The sequence below is a fragment of the Acetomicrobium hydrogeniformans ATCC BAA-1850 genome (assembly GCF_000160455.2).
Taxonomy (GTDB): Bacteria; Synergistota; Synergistia; order Synergistales; family Acetomicrobiaceae; genus Acetomicrobium; species Acetomicrobium thermoterrenum.
This window is the reverse complement of sequence record NZ_ACJX03000001.1, coordinates 690,349-710,523: the sequence shown is the minus strand read 5'-3', so window position 1 is coordinate 710,523 and position 20,175 is coordinate 690,349. Positions and strand designations below refer to the sequence as shown.

The window sequence follows — 20,175 nt, the reverse complement described above, 5'->3', positions numbered from 1 at the left end:
ATCCTGTTAACTAAATAATGAACGCAAAAGCGTAATTGTGTGGGATATGGCTTCATCTTCGCTTGGTTTTGGTAGCATTTCACCAGAAATCCAGCCAGAATAGCTTATTTTTTTTAGAGTTTGAGAAAATATATCCCACTCAAAGTGGCCATATCCCGGAGCCCATCTATTGGTATCAGCGACATGTATATGGCCCAGCTTTTCTTTGCATATTTCAAGGGATTGCCATACATTGGGTTCTTCGATGTTCATATGAAAAGTGTCTGCTAACAACAGCAGTCTCGGGTGGTTGAGTTTTCTTATAAAAATCAATGCTTCATGAATATTGTTTATAAAATCGGTTTCATATCTATTTATTGGTTCTATCAATATATCAATTTTGTATTTTTCCGCTTCCAAAAGTATATCTTGCATTGACTTATAAAAATAATTTTCAGCATTAACATTTGTTTTTTTCATGCCCCTTATCAGCCCGATTATAATTTTAGGTTTGCCCATAATATTACTAGCTAAGTTTATAAATTTTTTGATCCTGTTAATAGCATAAGCACGTATATTTGGATCTGGATGAGTTAAAGATAGACCATCTTCTACAAAAGCTTGTCCTGTCCCGATGGCACATACGGTAAAATTGTTTTTATTGAGTAGCGCATTCATTTCATCAATATTCACAGTACTAGGATCACGAATAGCCAATTCGACTCCATCGTAGGATAACTTTTTAAGTTTTTCGAGGTTTTGCTGCAAGTTTTCTTTGAGAGCAATAGCGTTAAACTTAGTGTTCTGTAATGATATAACAAAGGAAAATTTCATACAAACATCGCCTCCTTTGTATGTAAATATAGCATGATTTATTTAGCTTGTCCACTACAAAAAACGATATTCCTCATGATGGGCTAAATGGTCGTATGGTGATTGGTTTAATCATTAGTCATAATATCTATAAATAATAAAATGCTGCTGCAAAACTGTTCGAACCTCCTGCAAATGAAATACAATTTTAGATAAAACTAAATAAGAATAAGATGTATCTTGAATGTTTTACAATACAAATAATTAACGACTTGATGTATATCGGATCTTTTATCAAATTCATTCGAATGTATATTGGTATCAAAATAAATATTTAAAATAATAATAAAGTATTACAAATACAAGGCTGCTCCTTAAGGAGCAGCCTTGTATTTGTAATACTTTAAATTTAATAATTTACTTTACAAAGATAATTCTTCTTTTTGTTTGAGAAATTCTTCTGCGTTATCGATGGTAACCAGAGTCGTTCCTGTGTCGACCTTTTTAGGTATTTCTTCTCCGTTGAGCAGTTTTATTGCGTTTTCAACTCCGTACAAACCCATAGCAAATGGGTTTTGAGCGATTGTAGCAGTTAATCCATTATCTATAATGCTTTCCAGTGCATCTTTGTTAGCGTCAAATCCAACAATTATTATCTTTTTTCCCGCAGCTTCTGCGGCTTGCAGTGCCCCTAAAGCCATCTCATCGTTAGTACAAAACACCGCATCTAGATCAGGATTTGACGTTAGAATATTTTCCATTACTTGCATACCTAGAGCTCTTTCCGAATTAGCTGGCTGCTTTGCGACTATTTTTATATCAGGAAACTTAGCAAAAACGTCTTCAGCTCCTTTTACACGATCCATGTGAGTTTGATGTCCCATTATGCCTGTTATTAAAGCTACCTTTCCCTTGCCATTTAAGCTTTGGGCAATAAACGAACCTGCTACAGTGCCTCCTTGATAGTTATCAGTGCCAACAAAACAAGCTTTTTTGTCCCAAGGTGCATCGGTGTCAATTAAAAGTACGGGAATCCCGGCTTGGTAGGCTTTTTCAAATGTTGGTATAAGTTCCTGCGATCCAGAAGGTGCTATGCAAAGGGCATCAACTCCTTGCGTAATGAGATCTTCAACAATTTGTACTTGTTGTTGAACGTTTATCTCTCTATCTGCAGCTAAAATGATGACTTCTGCATTATCGTATTTTTTATCAGCTGCTTCTGCACCTCTTTTAACAGAGAGCCAAAAATCACTATCTAGAGCTTTTAAGACAACTCCTATGCGATACTGACTATCTTTAGCTTGTGAAGGACTAGCTATTAAAGTTACCATGCAAACAAATGCCAAAAACACCAAAAAAAACTTACGCATGCTATTCACCTCTTCTTTTGTTATAGCACTATACTAAAACACCAAACTGCACACAAAGGTTCTCTGCATTGTCACCCCCTCTTCTAACAAACATTAGTAAAAGGTTCTCTGCATTGTCACCCCCTCTTCTAACAAACATTAGTAATATGAAATGAAATACCATATTACAAAACTTCATTTTAAATTATAAGTAGTGTTTCTTTGTTTGTCTAGAATTTAATAAAATGCAAAATGACCTAAAAGTGGACAAAAGGGTGATTTGGTATAGCGATCTAGATATTATTACACCGAAGTTCAATACATTGCTGCGATAATATAATTAGGATGCCATGGTAAATAGAAGCTCTTGGAATATATGACAACGAATTGGCACCTAACGTACACAAGAAACTCAGTGGAGGTGTAAATTAATTTGCCTAAAGGCCGGTAAGAATCAACTAAACGGCCCCTTTGGAGGTAGTGAAAGTGGAATAACTGGGCGTGGCCTTGACAGTGAATCTATTAAATCTATTTGAAATTAGAGTTGCTTTGAGCAAAAATAAAATATACGCCTTATTAGAGGTGTCAAAGGTAATTGTGTTTGCCATAATAATCCAATAACAATCAAGAAGTAGGGAGAGATCAAATCGGAGATCAGGATCCTCAAAAAATTATTAAGATACTCAAAGTTAAAAAGGATGTATTGGAGAGAAGCGTCAAGCTTTTAAAGAGTCCTGGGCATCGATATGAAAATCTTGAGTAATAAGGGGAAAGTCATTCTGATCGGCACCCAGGAAAAAGGACTCTTGATCACAGAACTACTCAATTGCCATGATCATATAAATCTTAATATTTTTAATTATTTTATCCATAAATTATAAAGTTCTTATCATATTCAATGCTTTTTCTGTAGAATAAAGTGGATATAATTCAAATCCTACTGTGCTACTATAATTAATAGAATTTAAACATTTAAATATATTACTATAATTTATTTCACCTGTTCCTGGTTCATGTCTTCCAGGGACATCAGCGATATGTATATGACCAATCATATTAACATATTTTTTAATCGTGTTAATAAGGTTTCCTTCCATTATTTGCATATGGTAAATATCATATAGAATTTTAATATTAGGTGAACCAACTGCTTCGATAATTTTTACAGAATCTTCAGTATGAGTTAAAAAATTGCCAAGATGATCAATTATAGAATTTAGTGGTTCCAATACTAACAGTATACCAGCATCCTCTGCAATTGGCACTAGCGCTTTTAAAGTGTCAATAATATTAAGAATCTTATTATCATTATCAATGTAATCATATGTTTTTAATACATTGCCATTATTGTCTAAAGGATTAGAATGGAGTACCAAATAATTAGAATTCAAATATTTGGCAATTTCAATAGAATTCTTGGCAAATCTGATATAATTATCTTGTTCACTTTTATCAAGCAGCGAATAATTTTGATCTCCAGAAAATGCAGCAACTTTTAGATTATTAACATCACATAGCTCTTTTATACGAGATATATCTTTATCTGCCCATGACCAAAATTCAACATAATCAAATCCATGCTTCTTTGTTAAATAGAACCTATCTTCAAACGGATAATCATTAAATAATGTTTCAATACAAAGAACTTTAATCACCATATACCACCAACCTATACTTATAATAAAAAAGTTTCAATATCTGGCTTAAAAAATTATCATTATATATTTACCCAAACACCTTCGTGAGTAGCGCTTTCAATGCATTTTTCTATAAATATCATTCCTGAAATGCCTGATTCAGCAGTTTTAAATTCTAAATCACTCTTATTAGACTGTACGCCATTTTTTTGTTGAATTATGGCAGAGATAAACTTGTCATAAATCCTACCGAAGGCATCTATGTAGCCTTCAGTGTGTCCACCAGGTGTTACGTAATCTTGTTTTATGTAGTCATCAATATGATCATTTCCTCGAGTTACAACCGAAAAGGGTTGTTCGATCGTCGATACTTTTAAAAAATTCGCATTTTCCCTTGACCATTCGATTGAACCTTTTGTTCCATAAATGCCAAAATTTAAATTATTTTCATGTCCTATGGTTACTTGCGATGTCCAATATATTCCTCTGGCTCCATTGTTATAATTTACTAATATAGAAGCATTATCATCAAGCCCATCTTGTTCGATAAAATGATCTATCCTAGCACTTAATGATTCAATCCTTAGCTCCGTTAAATAATATATAAGGTTTTCAACATGAGACCCGATATCTGCTACGCAGTTAGATATTCCTGATAATTTTGGATCGGATCTCCAATCTTGCTGCTTGTTTTTCCCTCTAAAGGGTACTTTAGCCATCCAGTCACATAAGTATTGGGCATTAACAAATCTGACCTCGCCAATTTCTCCCCTTCTAATCATTTCTCGAGCATATCTAATCATTGAATATCCTGTAAAAGAGTAAGAAATCCCAAGAAGTAAATCGTTCTTTTCAGCGAGAATGCGTAATTTTTCCGCTTCCTGTGATGAACAAGTGAAAGGCTTTTCGCACATCACATTAATACCACATTGTAGGAATTTTTTTGAAATTTCATAGTGCGTTTTATTAGGTGTCACTATCGATACAAAATCTATTTTATCAGGCCTGCTACGTTCTTGTTCTGCCATTTCTTCATAATTTTTATATAGCCTTTCCTCGCTTAAATTCAACTCTTTACCAAGATCTAGTGTATCATTAAAATTTCGCGAGAAGGCACCACAAACTATTTTTGCCTTTCCATGTAAGTTTATTGCTTTTCGATGCACTTTCCCAATTTGCCCTTTTTTGCTTCCTCCTACCATTCCATAGGTTACAAGATGAGACATATTTTAGCCTCCTAACATATTAGAACCTACTTGATAATAATAAATTTGAGGTTGCTGAAAAAATACCTATTTATATTACAAATCAACATAACATTGCAAAAGAGCCACATTAATTTTGATTTTTGCTTTGCTTTTAATAAATAAAGCTATTATATGTTTTGTTTTCAATAAGTTTCGAGCAATTTTCAGCAATCTCAAAATATATACGCAACAGCATTAAGGCGATCATTCAGGTTAATTGCAGTTAAAGTATGGCTTTTCAGCTGATAGAGATATAGTTTATTTAGTTTTGAAAAATGTTTTCTTTCTTCTTAATAAAGTCTTCTACATTATCTTTTGTAACTAGAGTAGTTCCTGTGTCGATTCTTTTTGGAATTTCCTCTCCTTCTAGAAGTTTTACAGCCATTTCGATTCCAAATCTTCCCATATCGAATGGGTTTTGTGCTATAGTAGCTGTTATATTACCACTTGCTATGTTATTAAGAATATCTCTGTCATCATCAAAGCCAACTATTATTTTTTTGCCTGCTGCAACTGTTGCCTGTAATGCTCCCACAGCCATTTCGGCGTTAGTACAAAACACCGCATCTAGATCAGGATTTGACGTTAGAATATTTTCCATTACTTGCATACCTAGAGCTCTTTCCGAATTAGCTGGCTGCTTTGCGACTATTTTTATATCAGGAAACTTAGCAAAAACGTCTTCAGCTCCTTTTACACGATCCATGTGAGTTTGATGTCCCATTATGCCTGTTATTAAAGCTACCTTTCCCTTGCCATTTAAGCTTTGGGCAATAAACGAACCTGCTACAGTGCCTCCTTGATAGTTATCAGTGCCAACAAAACAAGCTTTTTTGTCCCAAGGTGCATCGGTGTCAATTAAAAGTACGGGAATCCCGGCTTGGTAGGCTTTTTCAAATGTTGGTATAAGTTCCTGCGATCCAGAAGGTGCTATGCAAAGGGCATCAACTCCTTGCGTAATGAGATCTTCAACAATTTGTACTTGTTGTTGAACGTTGACTTCTCGGTCCGGAGCTAAAATAATTGCTTCAACATTATGACTTCGCATAGCTGTCTCGACACCCTTTTTCATTGTTAACCAAGAATCACTATCCAGCGCCTTAAAAACTACTCCTATACGATATTTGTTATCCTGGGCTTTCGATGGATTAGCAAAAAGACCGACCACAAGCATCAATATCAACAACCCCAACAAAACTTTACGCATTTCTCATCACCTCTCATGCATGTACAATTTTGCAACTTTACTAAAACTACACCGATTCTGAATAAATTATACAATGTTGATAAAACCTTTGCCTCCTTCACTAGAAATATTATGAAATACTATACCATACTATAAAACATCCTTTCAAAATTATAATTAACAGTTATTATTTTGTCCAGCGGCAAATGGAATAAGATATTTTTGGGTTTGATAATATCATTGACGAGCTGATATAAGAAATTATTGTTAGAGGTTGCTAAAAAAAGTGTATGAATCTCCTAATATAGACCTCAGTTTGAACCGAAATTAAGCAAACATTATCTATAGTAAGTATCATTCGTAATGTCATTAGTTAATACAATAATGTATATTAGAATTTTCAGCGGTCTTGGTTATTTATTCTTAGGAAACCTTTGGCTTCTCTGCGTATTTGAGGTATAAATTAACTATATACGGTGTTTATAGTATGTAGGCTGTGGGGGTGTATGCTTTGCTTTGGAAGATTGGTATCGTCGGGTTTGGGAACGTCGGACAAGGTTTAGCTCACATTTTGAATCGCAAGAAAGAGGCATTGCAACAGCGTTACGACTTTGAATTTTTGGTGACCTTCATTGCAGATCCCGTTAGAGGTTCCCTATTCAATGAAGACGGATTGGATTTAGATGCTGTATTGAAGGAAATGGCTCAGAAGGGGTCTTTGAAAGATAGGCCGGAGTTTACAGCTGAAGGGACTTTACAACTAATTGAAAGGGCAAAAGCCAATATCGTCGCCGAGGCGACTATTACTAATCTAGAGTCAGGAGAGCCTGGGTTGTCGCACATGCGCAAGGCTCTTTCAGTCGGATCCCATGTCGTTACCTCTAATAAGGGACCTATAGCCTTAGCTTTGGAAGAACTGGAAAGCGTCGCCAAAGAAAATGGTGTTTGTTTGAGATATGAAGGTGTAGTTCTATCGGGTACGCCCTGCATAAATATGGTGTTGGAATGCATGAGCGGGTGCGATGTAAAGTCCGTAGCGGGTATTGTTAATGGTACGACAAACTATATATTGAGCAAAATGGAAGAGGGCTACGACTATCTTGAAGCTTTGATGGAAGCGCAAAAAATGGGATACGCCGAGTCGGATCCGACATCAGATGTAGAAGGCTGGGATTCTGCAGTAAAAGCGACTATAATGGCGAAGTTATTTTTTGGGGCGAATATTAAAGTTACCGATATCGCACGACAGGGTATAACAAAGGTTACAAAAGAAAAAGTGATCGAGGCAAAAAAAGAAGGAGAGCGCATTAAATTAATTGCAGAGGTCAGAAAAGAGGGGAACGAGATTTTGGCAAGCGTATCTCCCAAGTTCATTCCCGTTAGTCATGCTTTAGGTAACGTGATGGGTCCTACAAATGCATTGACAGTGGCTACAGATCACTTAGGAGAGGTGACTGTCATAGGTCCCGGGGCGGGAAGAATAGAAACAGGTCAGGCATTGTTGTCCGATATTTTAGCCATACACAGAACATGCCTTTGCTCGGTGCATTGAATTTATTTGGACACTGTTTAAGTATTTTTACTCATAGGGGTATACTTTGGAATACCGAGGACTCGCATGACATCCCTGTTATCATATGAACGTAGAATGAAAATTAATGAAATAACGGAGGTGTTAGGTCATGAAGAGACCTTGGGTTCCTGTTTTAGGTGCTTTGCTCGTATTGTTAATCGGTGGTTCTGCCTTTGCCTTTTATGGTTCCGGCCCTAGGAGTATGTGGGGTGCCGGTCGGGGAGGACCGGGAATGTGGGGAGGATGGTGCCCCGGTCCTGCCTACATGTGGGGCGGTTACGACGGTGACGATGACTTTGGGGGGCGAAAAGGATTAGGGGGATACCCCTATAGATATGAAGTCCCGGCAGAGATAGCCCAGAAGATGCGCGATCTCGAGCGCACTCAATTAGAATTAAGAATGTTGTTTTTGGAGGATAAATTAGATCAAAAAAAGGCAACGGAGCTACATGAAAGGATTTTATCTCTGAGAACGGATGTCTCCCGATGGCAATTTGAGCAGTGGCTTAAGGGTATAGAGCAGCGACAAAGCGGTGCACCATCGAATAACCAATAAAATTAAATGAAAATTACACAAAGGGTACTTGGATAATTTCTAAAACTAGGTTACTATATTGTTACAAGACAATTTTAGGAGGCGTTTAGATGAGGGAGGGGTTGCTGACGTTCAGGGTGTTTTCCAACACGCCCGAAGAGGTGGCGTTCAAGGGCGTCGGTAATGCCTCAGAGAAAAATAAAACGATATGTTTGTGTCCGGAGAGGGTTGGGGTGTCCTGCCCTCTCCAATTTTTTTATCTTAAAGGAGGCGACTGAAGTGGAGGATTTGACGCTCAAGGAAAAATTGGGGGTAAACGAGGTTAGGGTGTCTGGCTATTTGCATTTTCTTAGCGGCGAATCGATAAAGGAAAACAGATGTGGAAGGTACTTTCAGTGTTCTCTGCGAAGGGATTTCATCGATATAAACGGGGAACCCAGGCATGACTATTTGCTTATGAGAACTTATGATCCTCAAATCGAAGAAACTTTATGCTCTCTCGAAGATGGCGCTCCCATTTACATCGAGGGAGAGGCCCGCTCCTCTCTCGGCAGCGGAAAGATGTATATATTGATAAAAAGCGTGACGCCTCTTTCTTAAACGGTGCCTTAAAAGGGCAAGCTTGAATTATAAAAGAGCTTGCCCTAAAATGGTTAATAGAATTTAGGTATTACTAATAATGTTAATATATACCTAAATAGAACTCGCCGGTGGAGATGACTGAATGAATATGACTACTGAGGAGAAAAGGAATTTTCGAATAACGGGAATGACTTGTGCGACATGCGCGATGACTGTCGAAAAGGCATTGAAAAAAGTAGAGGGGGTTAAGTTTGCCGCTGTAAATTTGGCGACTGAAACGGCATTTGTTCTTTTAGAGAAAGATGTTCCCCAGAGGGTTTTGGAAGAGGCAGTAGAAAGGGTAGGTTACGGTGTAACCTATGAATCTCAAGAAAACTTTGAAGCCCGACGTTACAGGGCATCTAAACGAAACGTTATATTTGCATGGTCTATAACGGTTCCTCTAATGTTATTGATGTTTTTGCATATGGCGGGATATCATATTTCGTGGTTTTATTACGCTGAAACAATAGCCTCGGCATTGGTCATATTTATAGCAGGAAAACAGACGATAAAGGGGGCATGGATCGCTTTATCTCATATTCATGCTAATATGGATGTTCTCGTTTTTTTAGGATCCCTCACTTCATTGATAACTGCCCTATTAGCCTCGGTCGGTTTATTTGAGACGTCTTTTGGAAGCATAGGGGCAATGATTATGTCAATTCATCTGACTGGACGTTTTATAGAATCACGCCTGAGGGACAAAGCCTCCAAAGAAGTAAAGGCGTTACTGAAGCTGAAAGCCCAGGAAGCAAGAGTTATCACCGAAGATGGCAAGGAAATCTTAATGCCCATAGAAGCCGTAAAGCAGGGATTTTTGATAGCAGTTAAACCGGGGGAGCGCATTCCCGCAGATGGTGAAGTTGCAGAAGGCGTCTCTTCCGTGGATGAAGCGATGATCACGGGCGAACCGATGCCCGTTCTTAAAAAATCGGGCGATAAAGTTACTTCTGGCTCTCTTAACTTATCGAGTTTCCTCAAGGTTCGCGTTACTCAAGTCGGTGAAGATACCTTTCTTTCGCAGATGATATCATTAATTCAGGAAGCTCAGGGTTCAAAGATTCCCATTCAGGCTCTTGCGGATAGGATTACAAATGTTTTTGTTCCAATAGTGACTTTTCTTGCTCTGCTATCGGGTGTGCTATGGGCTTTTAATGTTGAAGAGTGGGGAAGCCTTTTAAGCCATGCTAAACAGATTTTGCCCTGGGTTATCGAGTCCAGAGATCCTCTGTCGGTAGGAGTTTTTGCCTTTGTTACAACCATAGTGATCGCCTGCCCCTGTGCGCTTGGTTTAGCGATACCAATGGCTTTAATAACGGGAACGAACAAGGCTATGCGTCAGGGGCTCATAATAAGAAATGCAGAGGCCATACAAACTACAAAAGATGTAGGCGTCGTTATCTTCGATAAGACTGGTACCCTTACTTTGGGATCACCCAAGGTTGTAGAGCACAACCTTACAGAAGAAGTGGCAAATATCGTTGGAAACCTGGAGTCCCTGTCCAATCACCCTTTAGGGAAAGCTATAGCTGAATTAAAGAAAGGCGATGTCGAGATAAATGATTTCGAAGAGATAGTTGGCGAAGGCATCAGAGGTACGGCAAGGGGTCAATCATACTTGGTCGGAAGACCGGAAAATCCTCAAAGATATCGTCAATTACTTGAGAAGGGCTACACAGTTGTCGAAGTAATGAGGGATGGTTCTATATTGGGCTACATTGGGGTATTTGACCCAATAAGGGAGGATTCCTTTGAGGTTGTGCGTCGCCTTAAGAGCATGGGTGTAGATGTCGTGTTAGCCACAGGCGATGGCGAGGGAACAGCTAAAGTGGTCGCAAGTGAATTGGGTATAAAGGACTTTTATTGGGGCGTTCGTCCGGATGATAAGGTCAATATAGTAAGACACTATCAAGGAGCGGGCAAAAAGGTTATGATGACAGGAGACGGCATGAATGACGCTGCTGCTTTGAAAGCTGCCGATGTAGGTGTGGCCATGGGGAGCGGCACAGATCTGGCCATAGACAGTGCAGACGTCGTAATATTAAATGGTGGAGCCTCAAAGGTTGTGGATCTCATCGAGATTTCGAAAGAAACCTTTAGTGTAATTAGACAAAATTTGGCCTGGGCTTTTGGATATAACGTTATAGCGATTCCTTTGGCAATGTCTGCCTTGCTGCACCCAATTATTGCCGAAGGAGCTATGGCTTTGAGTTCTATATCAGTAATATTGAATTCGTTAAGGATAAAAAGTGTTTGAATGAAAGGAGTATCTTTATGTCCGAAGAAAGGATTTCAGACATTCCCGAGAGGGATGAAATACCGGAGGAATATAAGTGGCGACTGGAAGATCTCTATCCGAATGTAGAGGCCTGGGACGAAAGGTTACGTAATCTGGAAGTTAAGGTGGAGGAATTGCAAAGAGCCGGCAAGGACATTGTATCTTCGGCCAGATCGCTTTTGAATGCTCTTAAGCTCAGGGACGAAGTTGCGGAGGAGTTGGGAAAACTTTATGCCTATGCTTCTTTTAAATGTCACGAAGATGCCCGTGATACAAAGGCTCAATCCATGGTGCAACGCGCTTCTTTGATGTATCTGCGCTTTTCCGAGGCAGTATCCTCTTTTGTACCTAACATAATATCGTTGGGTCCGGAGGGAGTCGAAAGGTATTTAACCGAGGACCCTAGCCTTGATTTATACAGGGTTGAACTTGCCAGGATAATGCGCCTTAAAGGTCATATTCTTTCTGTTGAGGGGGAAAAATTGCTTGCCATGTCCGGAGATGTGGCGAGAGTTCCCGAAGATATATTTTCCTTCTTAACAAATGCAGATATGGAGTTCCCGAAGATCAAAGACGAAGAAGGAACGGAGGTGGAACTATCCGAGGAAAGGTATTCATATTTTTTACACAGCAGAGACAGGCGTTTGCGTCGCGATGCTTTTAAAGGTCTTTTCTCAAGTTATAAAAAAGTTAAAAATACCATTTCTGCCACCTATTTGGGAAGCTTAAAAAAGGACATGTTTTATGCCAAAGCGAGGAATTACGACAGAACACTGGAGGCCTCGCTTCATCCCGAGAACATCCCGACAATCGTTTATGAAAAAGCGTTAGAAACGATAAACCAATGGCTGTTTCCCCTTCGGCAATATGTATTGTTTAAAAAAGAAATTTTAAACCTGAATGAGATGCATTTTTATGACCTTTATGTTCCTCTTTTTCCGGAACCCAAGACGAGATACAGCTTTGATGAAGCAAAAAATATCGTCATAGAGGGCCTGTTTCCTCTGGGCGATGAGTATCGGAAAGCTCTTTTGGGAGCCTTCGAAAACAGGTGGTTGGATGTGTACGAAAACAGGGGCAAGAGGAATGGGGCCTACTCTTGGGGCGTTTACGGAGTACATCCCTACGTGCTTTTAAATTTCAACGGGACCTTCAGGGACGTCTTCACCTTGGCTCACGAAATGGGACATGCGATGCATTCCCATTTTACTTTTAAAAACCAACCTTACGTATATTCCGGTGTCAGCATTTTTACGGCCGAGGTCGCTTCAACGACTAACGAAATATTATTGCTTGAACACATGATTAAAAGAGCTAACATTAAAGCCGAAAAGGTCTATTTGATCAACTATGGATTGGAACAGGTGCGCACCACGGTCTACAGGCAATTGCTCTTTGCGGAATTTGAGCTTCAAGTGCACGAAAGATTGGAGAAAGGTGTTCCCTTAACGAATGAAGACTTTAGCTCCATATGGAGAGATTTGTATGAAAGGCATTACGGCGATACTTTATTTATAGATGAAGAATTGCCTTTGGAATGGGCCAGAATTCCGCACTTTTATAATGCCTATTATGTTTACCAATACGCCACCGGCTATTCGGCTGCCACTGCAATTGCTGCGAGCATATTGAAAGACGGAAAGCAGGCGGTGGATCGCTATTTGAAGTTTCTTTCCTTGGGCGATTCCATGGATCCCGTTGACGCCTTGAAGGTAGCGGGAGTGGATATGACTTCACCTCAACCATTGAAAATGACTTGTAAAAAATTTGAGGAAGATTTGAACACGTTAAAAGAACTGATACTAGAAGGGTAAAAAGTAAAGTAAGGAGGAGATTTATGGATGGCGCATTTCATACTGGACGTTCCGGATATGTCGTGTCAACATTGCGTTAAAAGAATTTCCAAGACTTTAGAAGAGCTGGGTTTAACGGAATTTAAAGTGAACCTGGAAAACAAGACGGTCGAAGCAGATACCGATGACATTGAAAGTGTCATAGAAACTCTGGACGAAATCGGATACAAAGCCACGTTAAAAAACTAAGCGCTCTTTGTGTATTTGTCGGCTACGCAGGAAGCGGCGAAGGCATCAGGTTTTATGTGGGCCACGTAGCCGCTTCCTTTTACCATGCCGACGACCATATTTAATATCTCCCTCGTAAGACCCTTTTCTCCGACGTCGAGGTGTATCTCAAGTAATTGTCTATATTGTTCGCAGAGGATAATGTCTTGGGCGAGAAGTTGGAGTATTTCGCTTGCAAGTGTAAGGCTCATCGAGGTTTCCGTTAAGATGCGCTCCTTGATGGAGTAGGGTTTTGAATCGTAGGTTTTTTTGTAAAAATAAATCCCACCCCGTCCAATTCTGTGGACCACTATTGCGGAAACGAAAAGCGTGCTGCTGATTAGAAGTTGTGAATCGGTTCCAACTATTATCCGATAATTTCCCTCTTGAGCCATAAAGTTGCACATTCGTTTGATCACTTGGTCGAGTTCGAGAGGACCGTAAGTAGGGCTAACGAACACAAAAGATCATCTCCTTCTTCGTCAAGGGTTAAATTCTATTATATTTTAGATCACATTATATTGCATCAGTCTTACGGATTCGCTACACTTTATGCTTCAAATGATCGTTTTTTATGTTAATCTATTGACAGTGGGAGGTGGACTTTTATGAAATCATTGGCTTTTAAAATGGGCGACGATACCCTTCTTTGGGAGTGCCAGTATGACATAATAAATACGACAACTCGAGCTGGAGAAGTAAGACCCGTCGACGTAGAGCAGGCTTTGAATTCTCCAATAGAATCGCCTCGTTTGGAAGAACTTGCTGCCGGTTGCCGCAAGGTTGTCGTTTTAGTGCCCGATATCACGCGAGCCTGGCAGGGAATAGACAGGATGTGTGTAGCCGTCAGAAAAAGGTTGAGCACAGCAGGCGTAGGTGAGGTAACTTGGCTTATAGCTACAGGTCAACATCGCAGGATGTCGAGTGATGAAGAAAGGGTAGTTTTAGGCGAAGCGAGAAAACCTCAAGACCATGTCCTGTGTCATCAATCTACCGAAAATTTAACGGACACCGGTAAGGTTACCAGCCGCGGCACACCTATAGTGATACAAAAAGATGCCTATGAGGCAGATCTTTTGATCCTCTTGGGAGGCATTTGCTATCACGATTTGGCCGGCTTTGCAGGGGGAAGAAAAATCATAATTCCGGGCATAAGTTCAAGAGAATCGATCCAGGCAAACCACCGTAACGGATTGATCGGAAATGAATTTAATGAAAAAGTTACCTGTGGCGAGCTCGATAAAAACCCTGTAGCTCTAGATATGGAAGAATATACAAAGGTTGTTTTGAAGGACAAAAAATCATTTCTTTTAAACGTAATAACTGACGAGAGAGGAAAACCACATTCGTATGTAGCAGGGAATTTCTTGGAGGCCTGGAGAAAAGGAGTAAGAGAAGCTCAGGCTTTACAGACCATATGGGTGGATGAGCTTGCAGATGTTGCCTTTGTCTCATGTGGCGGTTATCCCTATGATTTAGAGCTTTACCAGGCGACAAAAGCGCTGACGGCTGTATATCATGGCATCAAAGATAGGGGAGGCATAATTTTGGTTGCGGAGCTCAGGGAAGGCATGGGCACTCCCATTTTCGACAGATTTATGAGGCTTGCAATGGGTGACTTAGTTGTAGCGATAGAGGAACTGAAGAAGGATTTTACAATTCCTGCTTATATAGCTACTAAAACGGTTCACGAGCTTCAGGGGCGACGGTGTGCCTTAGTCACAAAAAACAAGAACGTTGCCTTTCCGGGACTTATAACAGACAATATAGAAGAGGCAGCAAATTACGTTTTGGGCGAGGCTTTTGCCGGAAGGGCTTTGTACATACCTACCGGGAATGCTGTTCACGTAGAGAAAGTTAAGAGGGAGGTGTGAAGCGGTGTTATACATAGTTATATTTTATATGGCTGTGCTTCTTTTAATAGGTTGGTGGGTTGGCAAGGTTTATGTCAAGGGGATGACTGACTTTTTGCTTGCGGGCAGAAGGCTCGGAATTGTCCTTTGTGCCGCTACTCTTGCTGCAACGCATTTTGGGGGCGGTGCAGTCATGGGTGGCGGAGAGTATGGTTTCAGGTATGGGTTGTCCGGAGCGTGGTATGGTGTTTCCTGCGGCATTGGATTAATTTTATTGGGTTTGGTTACGGCGAGAAAATTTCGCGATCTGGCCTTTTATACCGTCCCGGATTACCTGGAGAAGCGCTATGGTGGCAAGACTATTAGGGCTCTCGGTTCATTGCTTTCTATAGTTGCTTTAATAGGAATTTTGGCAGCACAGGTGCTTTCGGCCAGAGGAGCTTTGGGTATTTTGGGAATAACCGGAAATACCGGAGCAATTCTGGCGACCCTTGTCTTCATCATGTACACCACTGCAGGGGGGATGTGGGCTGTAACTTTAACCGATTTAATACAGATGCTTCTTGGAGCTATCGGAGTTATAGTTGCAGCATTTATAGTTTTGGGACATACCGGAGGTTTTGGAGGTCTGGAATCGCTTCTTCAAGCGAAAGCCGTAGGGCCGGAATATTTGAGCATATGGGGAATGGGAACCGCAAGTATCATGTGGTTGCTCGTCCCTACAGTGATGTACACTCTTATAGGCCAAGACTTTTACCAAAGGCTTTTTTCTGCTAAAAATGGGACAACAGCTAAAGGAGCTGCCCTGGTAGGCGGCATTGTTTTGGTAATAGTCAGCTTTTTCCCTGCCATTATGGGCATGGGTGCCAATGCTTTGGCAGATCTGGAAGATCCGTCGATGGCCGTACCCTGGATATTAAAGAACATGATGGGACCATTGCTCGGCGGAGTGATCCTTGCTGCGCTGTTGGCTGCCATTATGTCGACGGCAGATTCATTGTTATCAGCTGCCACATCTCATATTGTAAAGGACTTCTGGATTGAAATATTTCATGCTAGCGAAACAGATCAAGAAAAAGAATTGCTTAAGATTTCAAGAATTTCTACTTTTGTCATTGGTATATTAGCCTTGGTAATTGCATTGATGGTACCCGGTATCATAGATGCCCTGATTTATTCCTACACTATGTACACTGCAGGTGTATTTGTCCCCGTCATCGGAGGATTTTTATGGAAGGGCGCCACTAAAGCAGGAGCCTTAGCTTCTTTGGTCGTAGGCTCGATCGTTGCTTTATGGGGAATAGTTGGCGGAGTTTCGCTGTTTGGAGCCCCTGTGGAGATATTCGCTGCTTTAATTTCCCTTGTGGTTTTTGTAGTTGTTTCTCTGATTACTAATAAATAGGGTAGGTAAAAAGCAAGAAAGTTTAATTTAATGTAGCAACTGCATACTTAAAGCCATTAAAGCCTTTATCAAAGGCTTTAATGGCTTTAAGTATGTAATTATAGTGTTTTGCATCAACGTAGGCGGATTTTATTTCTTAACCGATCTGTTCGTTTAGTTAGATCGGCCATTTTCCCCTTTCTTATCGAAGATAAGAAAGGTCTATACCTAAGAAAATTATCCATGGCTTTTTCGGCCCAAAGTAGGGCTTCTTTTGCATTCTTGAGTTGATGTTCATAGATTTTGGATATTTCAACGGCGACGTCTATCTTTTTGTATTCCATGTCATATAACTTTTTGAAGAGAGACAAAGCTTCGCAATGATCTCCTTGCCTCTTGTATTCAATTGCCAGCTTCCATATGGCGTTTTTTGCAGGAGGAGTTAGCAAGGATGCCTTTTCCCATAAGCGGCTGGCCTTATTTAAATCGTAGTTATACCAAGCATCTCCGGCCATGTCGATTTCGTGTGGATCGGTGCTCCTTCCGGAAAGAGTCATTGCCACTTTATTGAAGAGCATGCAAAGCGACAAAATATCCATCTCGTTGTGATAAAATACGCCACTTAATCCTGAAGCGTCTCCTGTTTTAAGAAATTGAGCATAAAGTTCAGGTATGAGAAATCCCGGGACATCCTCGGTTTTTCTGTCGATGCCAAGAATTTGCTTTTCCACATTGGATAGGGTGCACGAGCCTATCCGCTTTTTCCAAAGTCTTCTTGCGAGGTGGAGTAGATCTAAATGTCCTGTCGGTTCAATAGGTTCTATCCTTGATAGGATAAAGCGAGTGTTGATGAGTGGAAGATCGAAATTTTTGCCGTTATATGTCACGAAGGAAGGTTTGTAGGGAATTATTTCCATAAGTTTTTGGAGCCAGATTCCTTCGGCCCTTGGTGAGCACAAGAATAATTGACGAACGATAAATTGATCTTGATCGAGCATGCCTATTCCTGCTAAAAAAGCGTAAGTGCCGGTACCTCCGGAAAGCCCGGTTGTCTCCAGGTCAAAAAAGACCAACGGTTCTTTCGCTCCCCAATGAGAAAGGATTTGTAAGTGATTTTCCAACTCACCTCGGTTTTTGTAGGGCGACATTTCATGCTTACTCTCGCAAAAATATACCTCATCGTCCAAAAATCGTCCCGGGGGGAGGCCTCTTACAAGGGTTCTTTTTCTTTCTTCATTTTTCTTCTTTGAGCTGTCTAGCAGAAATTTCATGTGTAACGGCATGTAGTCGTTCATCTTAAACCCTCTTGTGTGTTTAAAATATCGAGCAAAGCGATGGTGGCATATTTTGCATTCATTGTTGCCCCCAAGGCGCCTGTGCAGGCAGGACAACCATTCTCGCAGGGACAATTATATATTGCCTCAGAGGCCGCATCTATTAGTTTTTTCTTTAAGGCAAAGGCTCCATCCGCTAAGCCAACTCCGCCGGGAACATTGTCTGCAATATATATACTGGGTGTTTCAAAAAAGGGATCTCGAACCATGTGATGTACTCTTATATCGCCTCGATCGCACATTAAAAATAAAGGTGCGACAACTCTCATCAGATGGGAGACACCCAAAAGTCCAGAACTTAAGAAACTTTCATTTAATGAGTCTGTGAATTCTTTTCCCAATTTAAACCAACATGCGGTTGTGTGCATTTCTTCCTCGTCCATGTAAATTTGTCCGTATCCGACATTTTCGTGAGTCATGAGCTTGATCTTTTTGTAAACCGTAGGTCTAAAGCTCAATAAAACTTCGCCTAAACCCCAATGGCCGTCCTCCTTAAATATATCCAGAACCTGCAAACGCGTAGCAAGATCTGCATCTGTATAATAGTCCACAGATACACCTTTCACATAGCAACGCAAACCCTTAGTATCCAGTTCGGTTACCTGATAGCTTTTTCCGTCATGAAAATATATCGCCTCAGGGTGGATCAGCATTGGCGCGCTTGGCCTGTCTACCTCTCCAATTACTTTAGGCTTATGCTTTTCAGTGATGTCGATGATCGTGTAGTTATCGTTCGTCGCGCTTCTTAGAGAAATATCCTGTGCGGGAAAGGAATCGCTTTGCCAAAAATATCTTGACCCGGCTTTATGTAAGATGTCATATTGGGCCAGGTATTCGAGCGCCTCTTTTGGTTTCGTTGAACCAAAGGGTTCATCTTCGGAAAAGGGCAGCTCGAAAGCTGAACATTTTACGTGATTGACGTAAATATATAAATTATTTGGATTAATCCTCGCCAACTCGGGTGATCCTCCAAAAAAGTAACTCGGTTTTGTGGCGATGAATTGATCAAGAGGTCCGGAAGAGGCCACTACTATTGCCGCAGAATGCCCGAAACGCCTGCCGGCTCTGCCGATCTGTTGCCAAGCGGAAGAAATGCTGCCCGGATAGCCGTGTATTATGGCAAGAGAGAGGCTTCCTATATCTATCCCAAGCTCCAGGGCGTTTGTGCTAACGACGCCCAAAATTTTTCCGCTTTTGAGATTTCGTTCAATCTTTCTTCGCTCCTTGGGCAAATATCCGCCACGATACCCACTGACGAGATTTTCGTCTATACGCAGCTTTTTGAGGCCTTCCCTGATATATGTCAACAAGAGTTCAACGTTTATCCTTGACCTGGTGAACACTATAGTGCTTATCCCATTGGCTATTGCCTGAGTTGCAATGTCTGCCGTTGCAGAAATAGAAGACGCCCTTATCCCGAGCCCTTTGTTGATCAGTGGAGGGTTGTAAATCATTACGTGTTTTTCTGCCCTCGGTGCCCCGTTTTCGGCAATCAACTCAACGGGTTCCTCGATCAGCCCTTCGGCCAATTGCCCGGGATTCGAAATGGTGGCGGAACAGAAAATGAAGGTTGGATGTGATCCGTAGAAAGCGCAAATCCTTTTAAGTCGCCTTATCACGTTCGCCAGATGGGATCCGAAAATTCCTTTATATGTGTGAAGTTCATCAATTACCACGTATTTTAAATTCTCAAAGAGCTTTATCCATTTGGTATGATGAGGCAAGATCGCTGTGTGCAGCATGTCTGGATTTGTTATTACAACGTGTCCCGCAGCCCTGATCCTCGATCTCTCGTTTGGAGGAGTATCTCCATCATATGTATAGGTCGCTATAGAAACATCGATTCCCTCTGTTATCGCGTTAATCTCAGCTAATTGATCTTGACTTAAAGCCTTTGTTGGAAATATGTAAAGGGATCTTGAAGATTGGTCCTGTAAAATTGAATGTATTACCGGTATGTTGTAACATAGAGTTTTTCCGGATGCAGTTGGGGTGACGACAACTAGGTGCTTATTGGCCATTGCAAGGTCGATAGCCTTTGTTTGGTGTGTATATAGTTTCTCTATGCCCAGTTTTTTTAAGGATTCAGAAAGTCTGGGGTCGATTTTCGGCCACGGTCCAAATTTTGCCTCTTGTGCGGGGATCTTTTCATAGGCAGCGATTTCCCCGGGAAGAATTTGAAGTGTTTTTAAAAATTCCGTTAAATCTTTCTTGTGCATGAGCGCTTCCAAGCTTATACACCTCCAATTAAAGTTTAGCATTAGATAGAGGATCGGTAATTAATTTTTCTAAAAGTAGCTTATAATTTTTCGAGATCCCTGCGTCT

General features: G+C 40.6%; 17 protein-coding genes. 9 read left to right on the top strand and 8 right to left on the bottom strand.

What is annotated here, in order from left to right:
- Positions 1-6: 6 nt before the first annotated feature.
- The 5 genes from iolO to HMPREF1705_RS03415 all read right to left on the bottom strand — a co-directional run bounded on the left by iolO (position 7) and on the right by HMPREF1705_RS03415 (position 6,232).
- Positions 7-813, bottom strand: a complete 807-nt coding sequence (gene iolO, locus HMPREF1705_RS03435; RefSeq protein ID WP_009202306.1) for a 5-keto-L-gluconate epimerase — start codon at positions 811-813, stop codon at positions 7-9.
- 401 nt (positions 814-1,214) lie between these two features.
- Positions 1,215-2,162 carry a sugar ABC transporter substrate-binding protein gene (locus HMPREF1705_RS03430; protein WP_057940681.1) on the bottom strand — a complete coding sequence of 316 codons (948 nt, stop codon included), beginning with the start codon at positions 2,160-2,162 and terminating at the stop codon, positions 1,215-1,217.
- Between the two features lie 854 nt (positions 2,163-3,016).
- Positions 3,017-3,799 (bottom strand): TIM barrel protein, encoded by a 783-nt coding sequence (locus tag HMPREF1705_RS03425; protein ID WP_009202309.1) that lies wholly within the window; start codon positions 3,797-3,799, stop codon positions 3,017-3,019.
- 59 nt (positions 3,800-3,858) lie between these two features.
- Positions 3,859-5,004 (bottom strand): Gfo/Idh/MocA family protein, encoded by a 1,146-nt coding sequence (locus HMPREF1705_RS03420; RefSeq protein WP_040348837.1) that lies wholly within the window; start codon positions 5,002-5,004, stop codon positions 3,859-3,861.
- Between the two features lie 283 nt (positions 5,005-5,287).
- A complete protein-coding gene (locus HMPREF1705_RS03415) occupies positions 5,288-6,232 on the bottom strand; it encodes a sugar ABC transporter substrate-binding protein (protein ID WP_009202312.1) in 945 nt (314 codons plus the stop codon).
- Between the two features lie 481 nt (positions 6,233-6,713).
- Here HMPREF1705_RS03415 and HMPREF1705_RS03410 point away from each other — a divergent pair, with 481 nt between their 5' ends.
- The 7 genes from HMPREF1705_RS03410 (at position 6,714) to HMPREF1705_RS03385 (ending at position 13,263) form a co-directional block, all read left to right on the top strand.
- Entirely contained in the window at positions 6,714-7,763 is a 1,050-nt protein-coding gene (locus HMPREF1705_RS03410) for a homoserine dehydrogenase (protein WP_306336788.1), read from the top strand.
- 130 nt (positions 7,764-7,893) lie between these two features.
- Positions 7,894-8,340 (top strand): hypothetical protein, encoded by a 447-nt coding sequence (locus HMPREF1705_RS03405; RefSeq protein WP_057940679.1) that lies wholly within the window; start codon positions 7,894-7,896, stop codon positions 8,338-8,340.
- An 89-nt stretch (positions 8,341-8,429) separates the two neighbouring features.
- Positions 8,430-8,597: a hypothetical protein gene (locus tag HMPREF1705_RS11015; RefSeq protein ID WP_242603514.1), complete on the top strand. Its 168-nt coding sequence runs from the start codon at positions 8,430-8,432 to the stop codon at positions 8,595-8,597.
- A 1-nt stretch (position 8,598) separates the two neighbouring features.
- Entirely contained in the window at positions 8,599-8,919 is a 321-nt protein-coding gene (locus tag HMPREF1705_RS03400) for a hypothetical protein (RefSeq protein ID WP_057940678.1), read from the top strand.
- 124 nt (positions 8,920-9,043) lie between these two features.
- On the top strand, positions 9,044-11,200 hold the full coding sequence (locus HMPREF1705_RS03395; RefSeq protein ID WP_057940677.1) for a heavy metal translocating P-type ATPase: 2,157 nt from the start codon (positions 9,044-9,046) through the stop codon (positions 11,198-11,200).
- A 17-nt stretch (positions 11,201-11,217) separates the two neighbouring features.
- Positions 11,218-13,035, top strand: a complete 1,818-nt coding sequence (pepF, locus tag HMPREF1705_RS03390; protein WP_009202317.1) for an oligoendopeptidase F — start codon at positions 11,218-11,220, stop codon at positions 13,033-13,035.
- 27 nt (positions 13,036-13,062) lie between these two features.
- Complete coding sequence (locus tag HMPREF1705_RS03385; protein ID WP_009202318.1) at positions 13,063-13,263, top strand: heavy-metal-associated domain-containing protein; 201 nt, start codon at positions 13,063-13,065, stop codon at positions 13,261-13,263.
- Here the strand turns inward: HMPREF1705_RS03385 and HMPREF1705_RS03380 are convergent.
- Positions 13,260-13,742: a ribonuclease H-like YkuK family protein gene (locus tag HMPREF1705_RS03380; RefSeq protein ID WP_009202319.1), complete on the bottom strand. Its 483-nt coding sequence runs from the start codon at positions 13,740-13,742 to the stop codon at positions 13,260-13,262. The genes HMPREF1705_RS03385 and HMPREF1705_RS03380 overlap by 4 nt on opposite strands.
- Positions 13,743-13,889: 147 nt before the next feature.
- Between HMPREF1705_RS03380 and HMPREF1705_RS03375 the strand changes: the two genes are divergently transcribed.
- Both HMPREF1705_RS03375 and HMPREF1705_RS03370 read left to right on the top strand, forming a co-directional pair.
- Positions 13,890-15,155, top strand: a complete 1,266-nt coding sequence (locus HMPREF1705_RS03375; RefSeq protein WP_057940676.1) for a lactate racemase domain-containing protein — start codon at positions 13,890-13,892, stop codon at positions 15,153-15,155.
- 4 nt (positions 15,156-15,159) lie between these two features.
- A complete protein-coding gene (locus tag HMPREF1705_RS03370; protein ID WP_207382498.1) occupies positions 15,160-16,536 on the top strand; it encodes a sodium:solute symporter family protein in 1,377 nt (458 codons plus the stop codon).
- 113 nt (positions 16,537-16,649) lie between these two features.
- On the opposite strand, the gene HMPREF1705_RS03365 is transcribed toward HMPREF1705_RS03370, so the two are convergent.
- Together HMPREF1705_RS03365 and HMPREF1705_RS03360 are read right to left on the bottom strand one after the other, a co-directional pair.
- Positions 16,650-17,810 (bottom strand): ribonuclease H-like domain-containing protein, encoded by a 1,161-nt coding sequence (locus HMPREF1705_RS03365; protein WP_009202322.1) that lies wholly within the window; start codon positions 17,808-17,810, stop codon positions 16,650-16,652.
- Entirely contained in the window at positions 17,807-20,080 is a 2,274-nt protein-coding gene (locus tag HMPREF1705_RS03360; RefSeq protein ID WP_111089546.1) for a DEAD/DEAH box helicase, read from the bottom strand. Before HMPREF1705_RS03360 ends, HMPREF1705_RS03365 begins: the two co-directional genes overlap by 4 nt.
- Positions 20,081-20,175 lie beyond the last annotated feature (95 nt).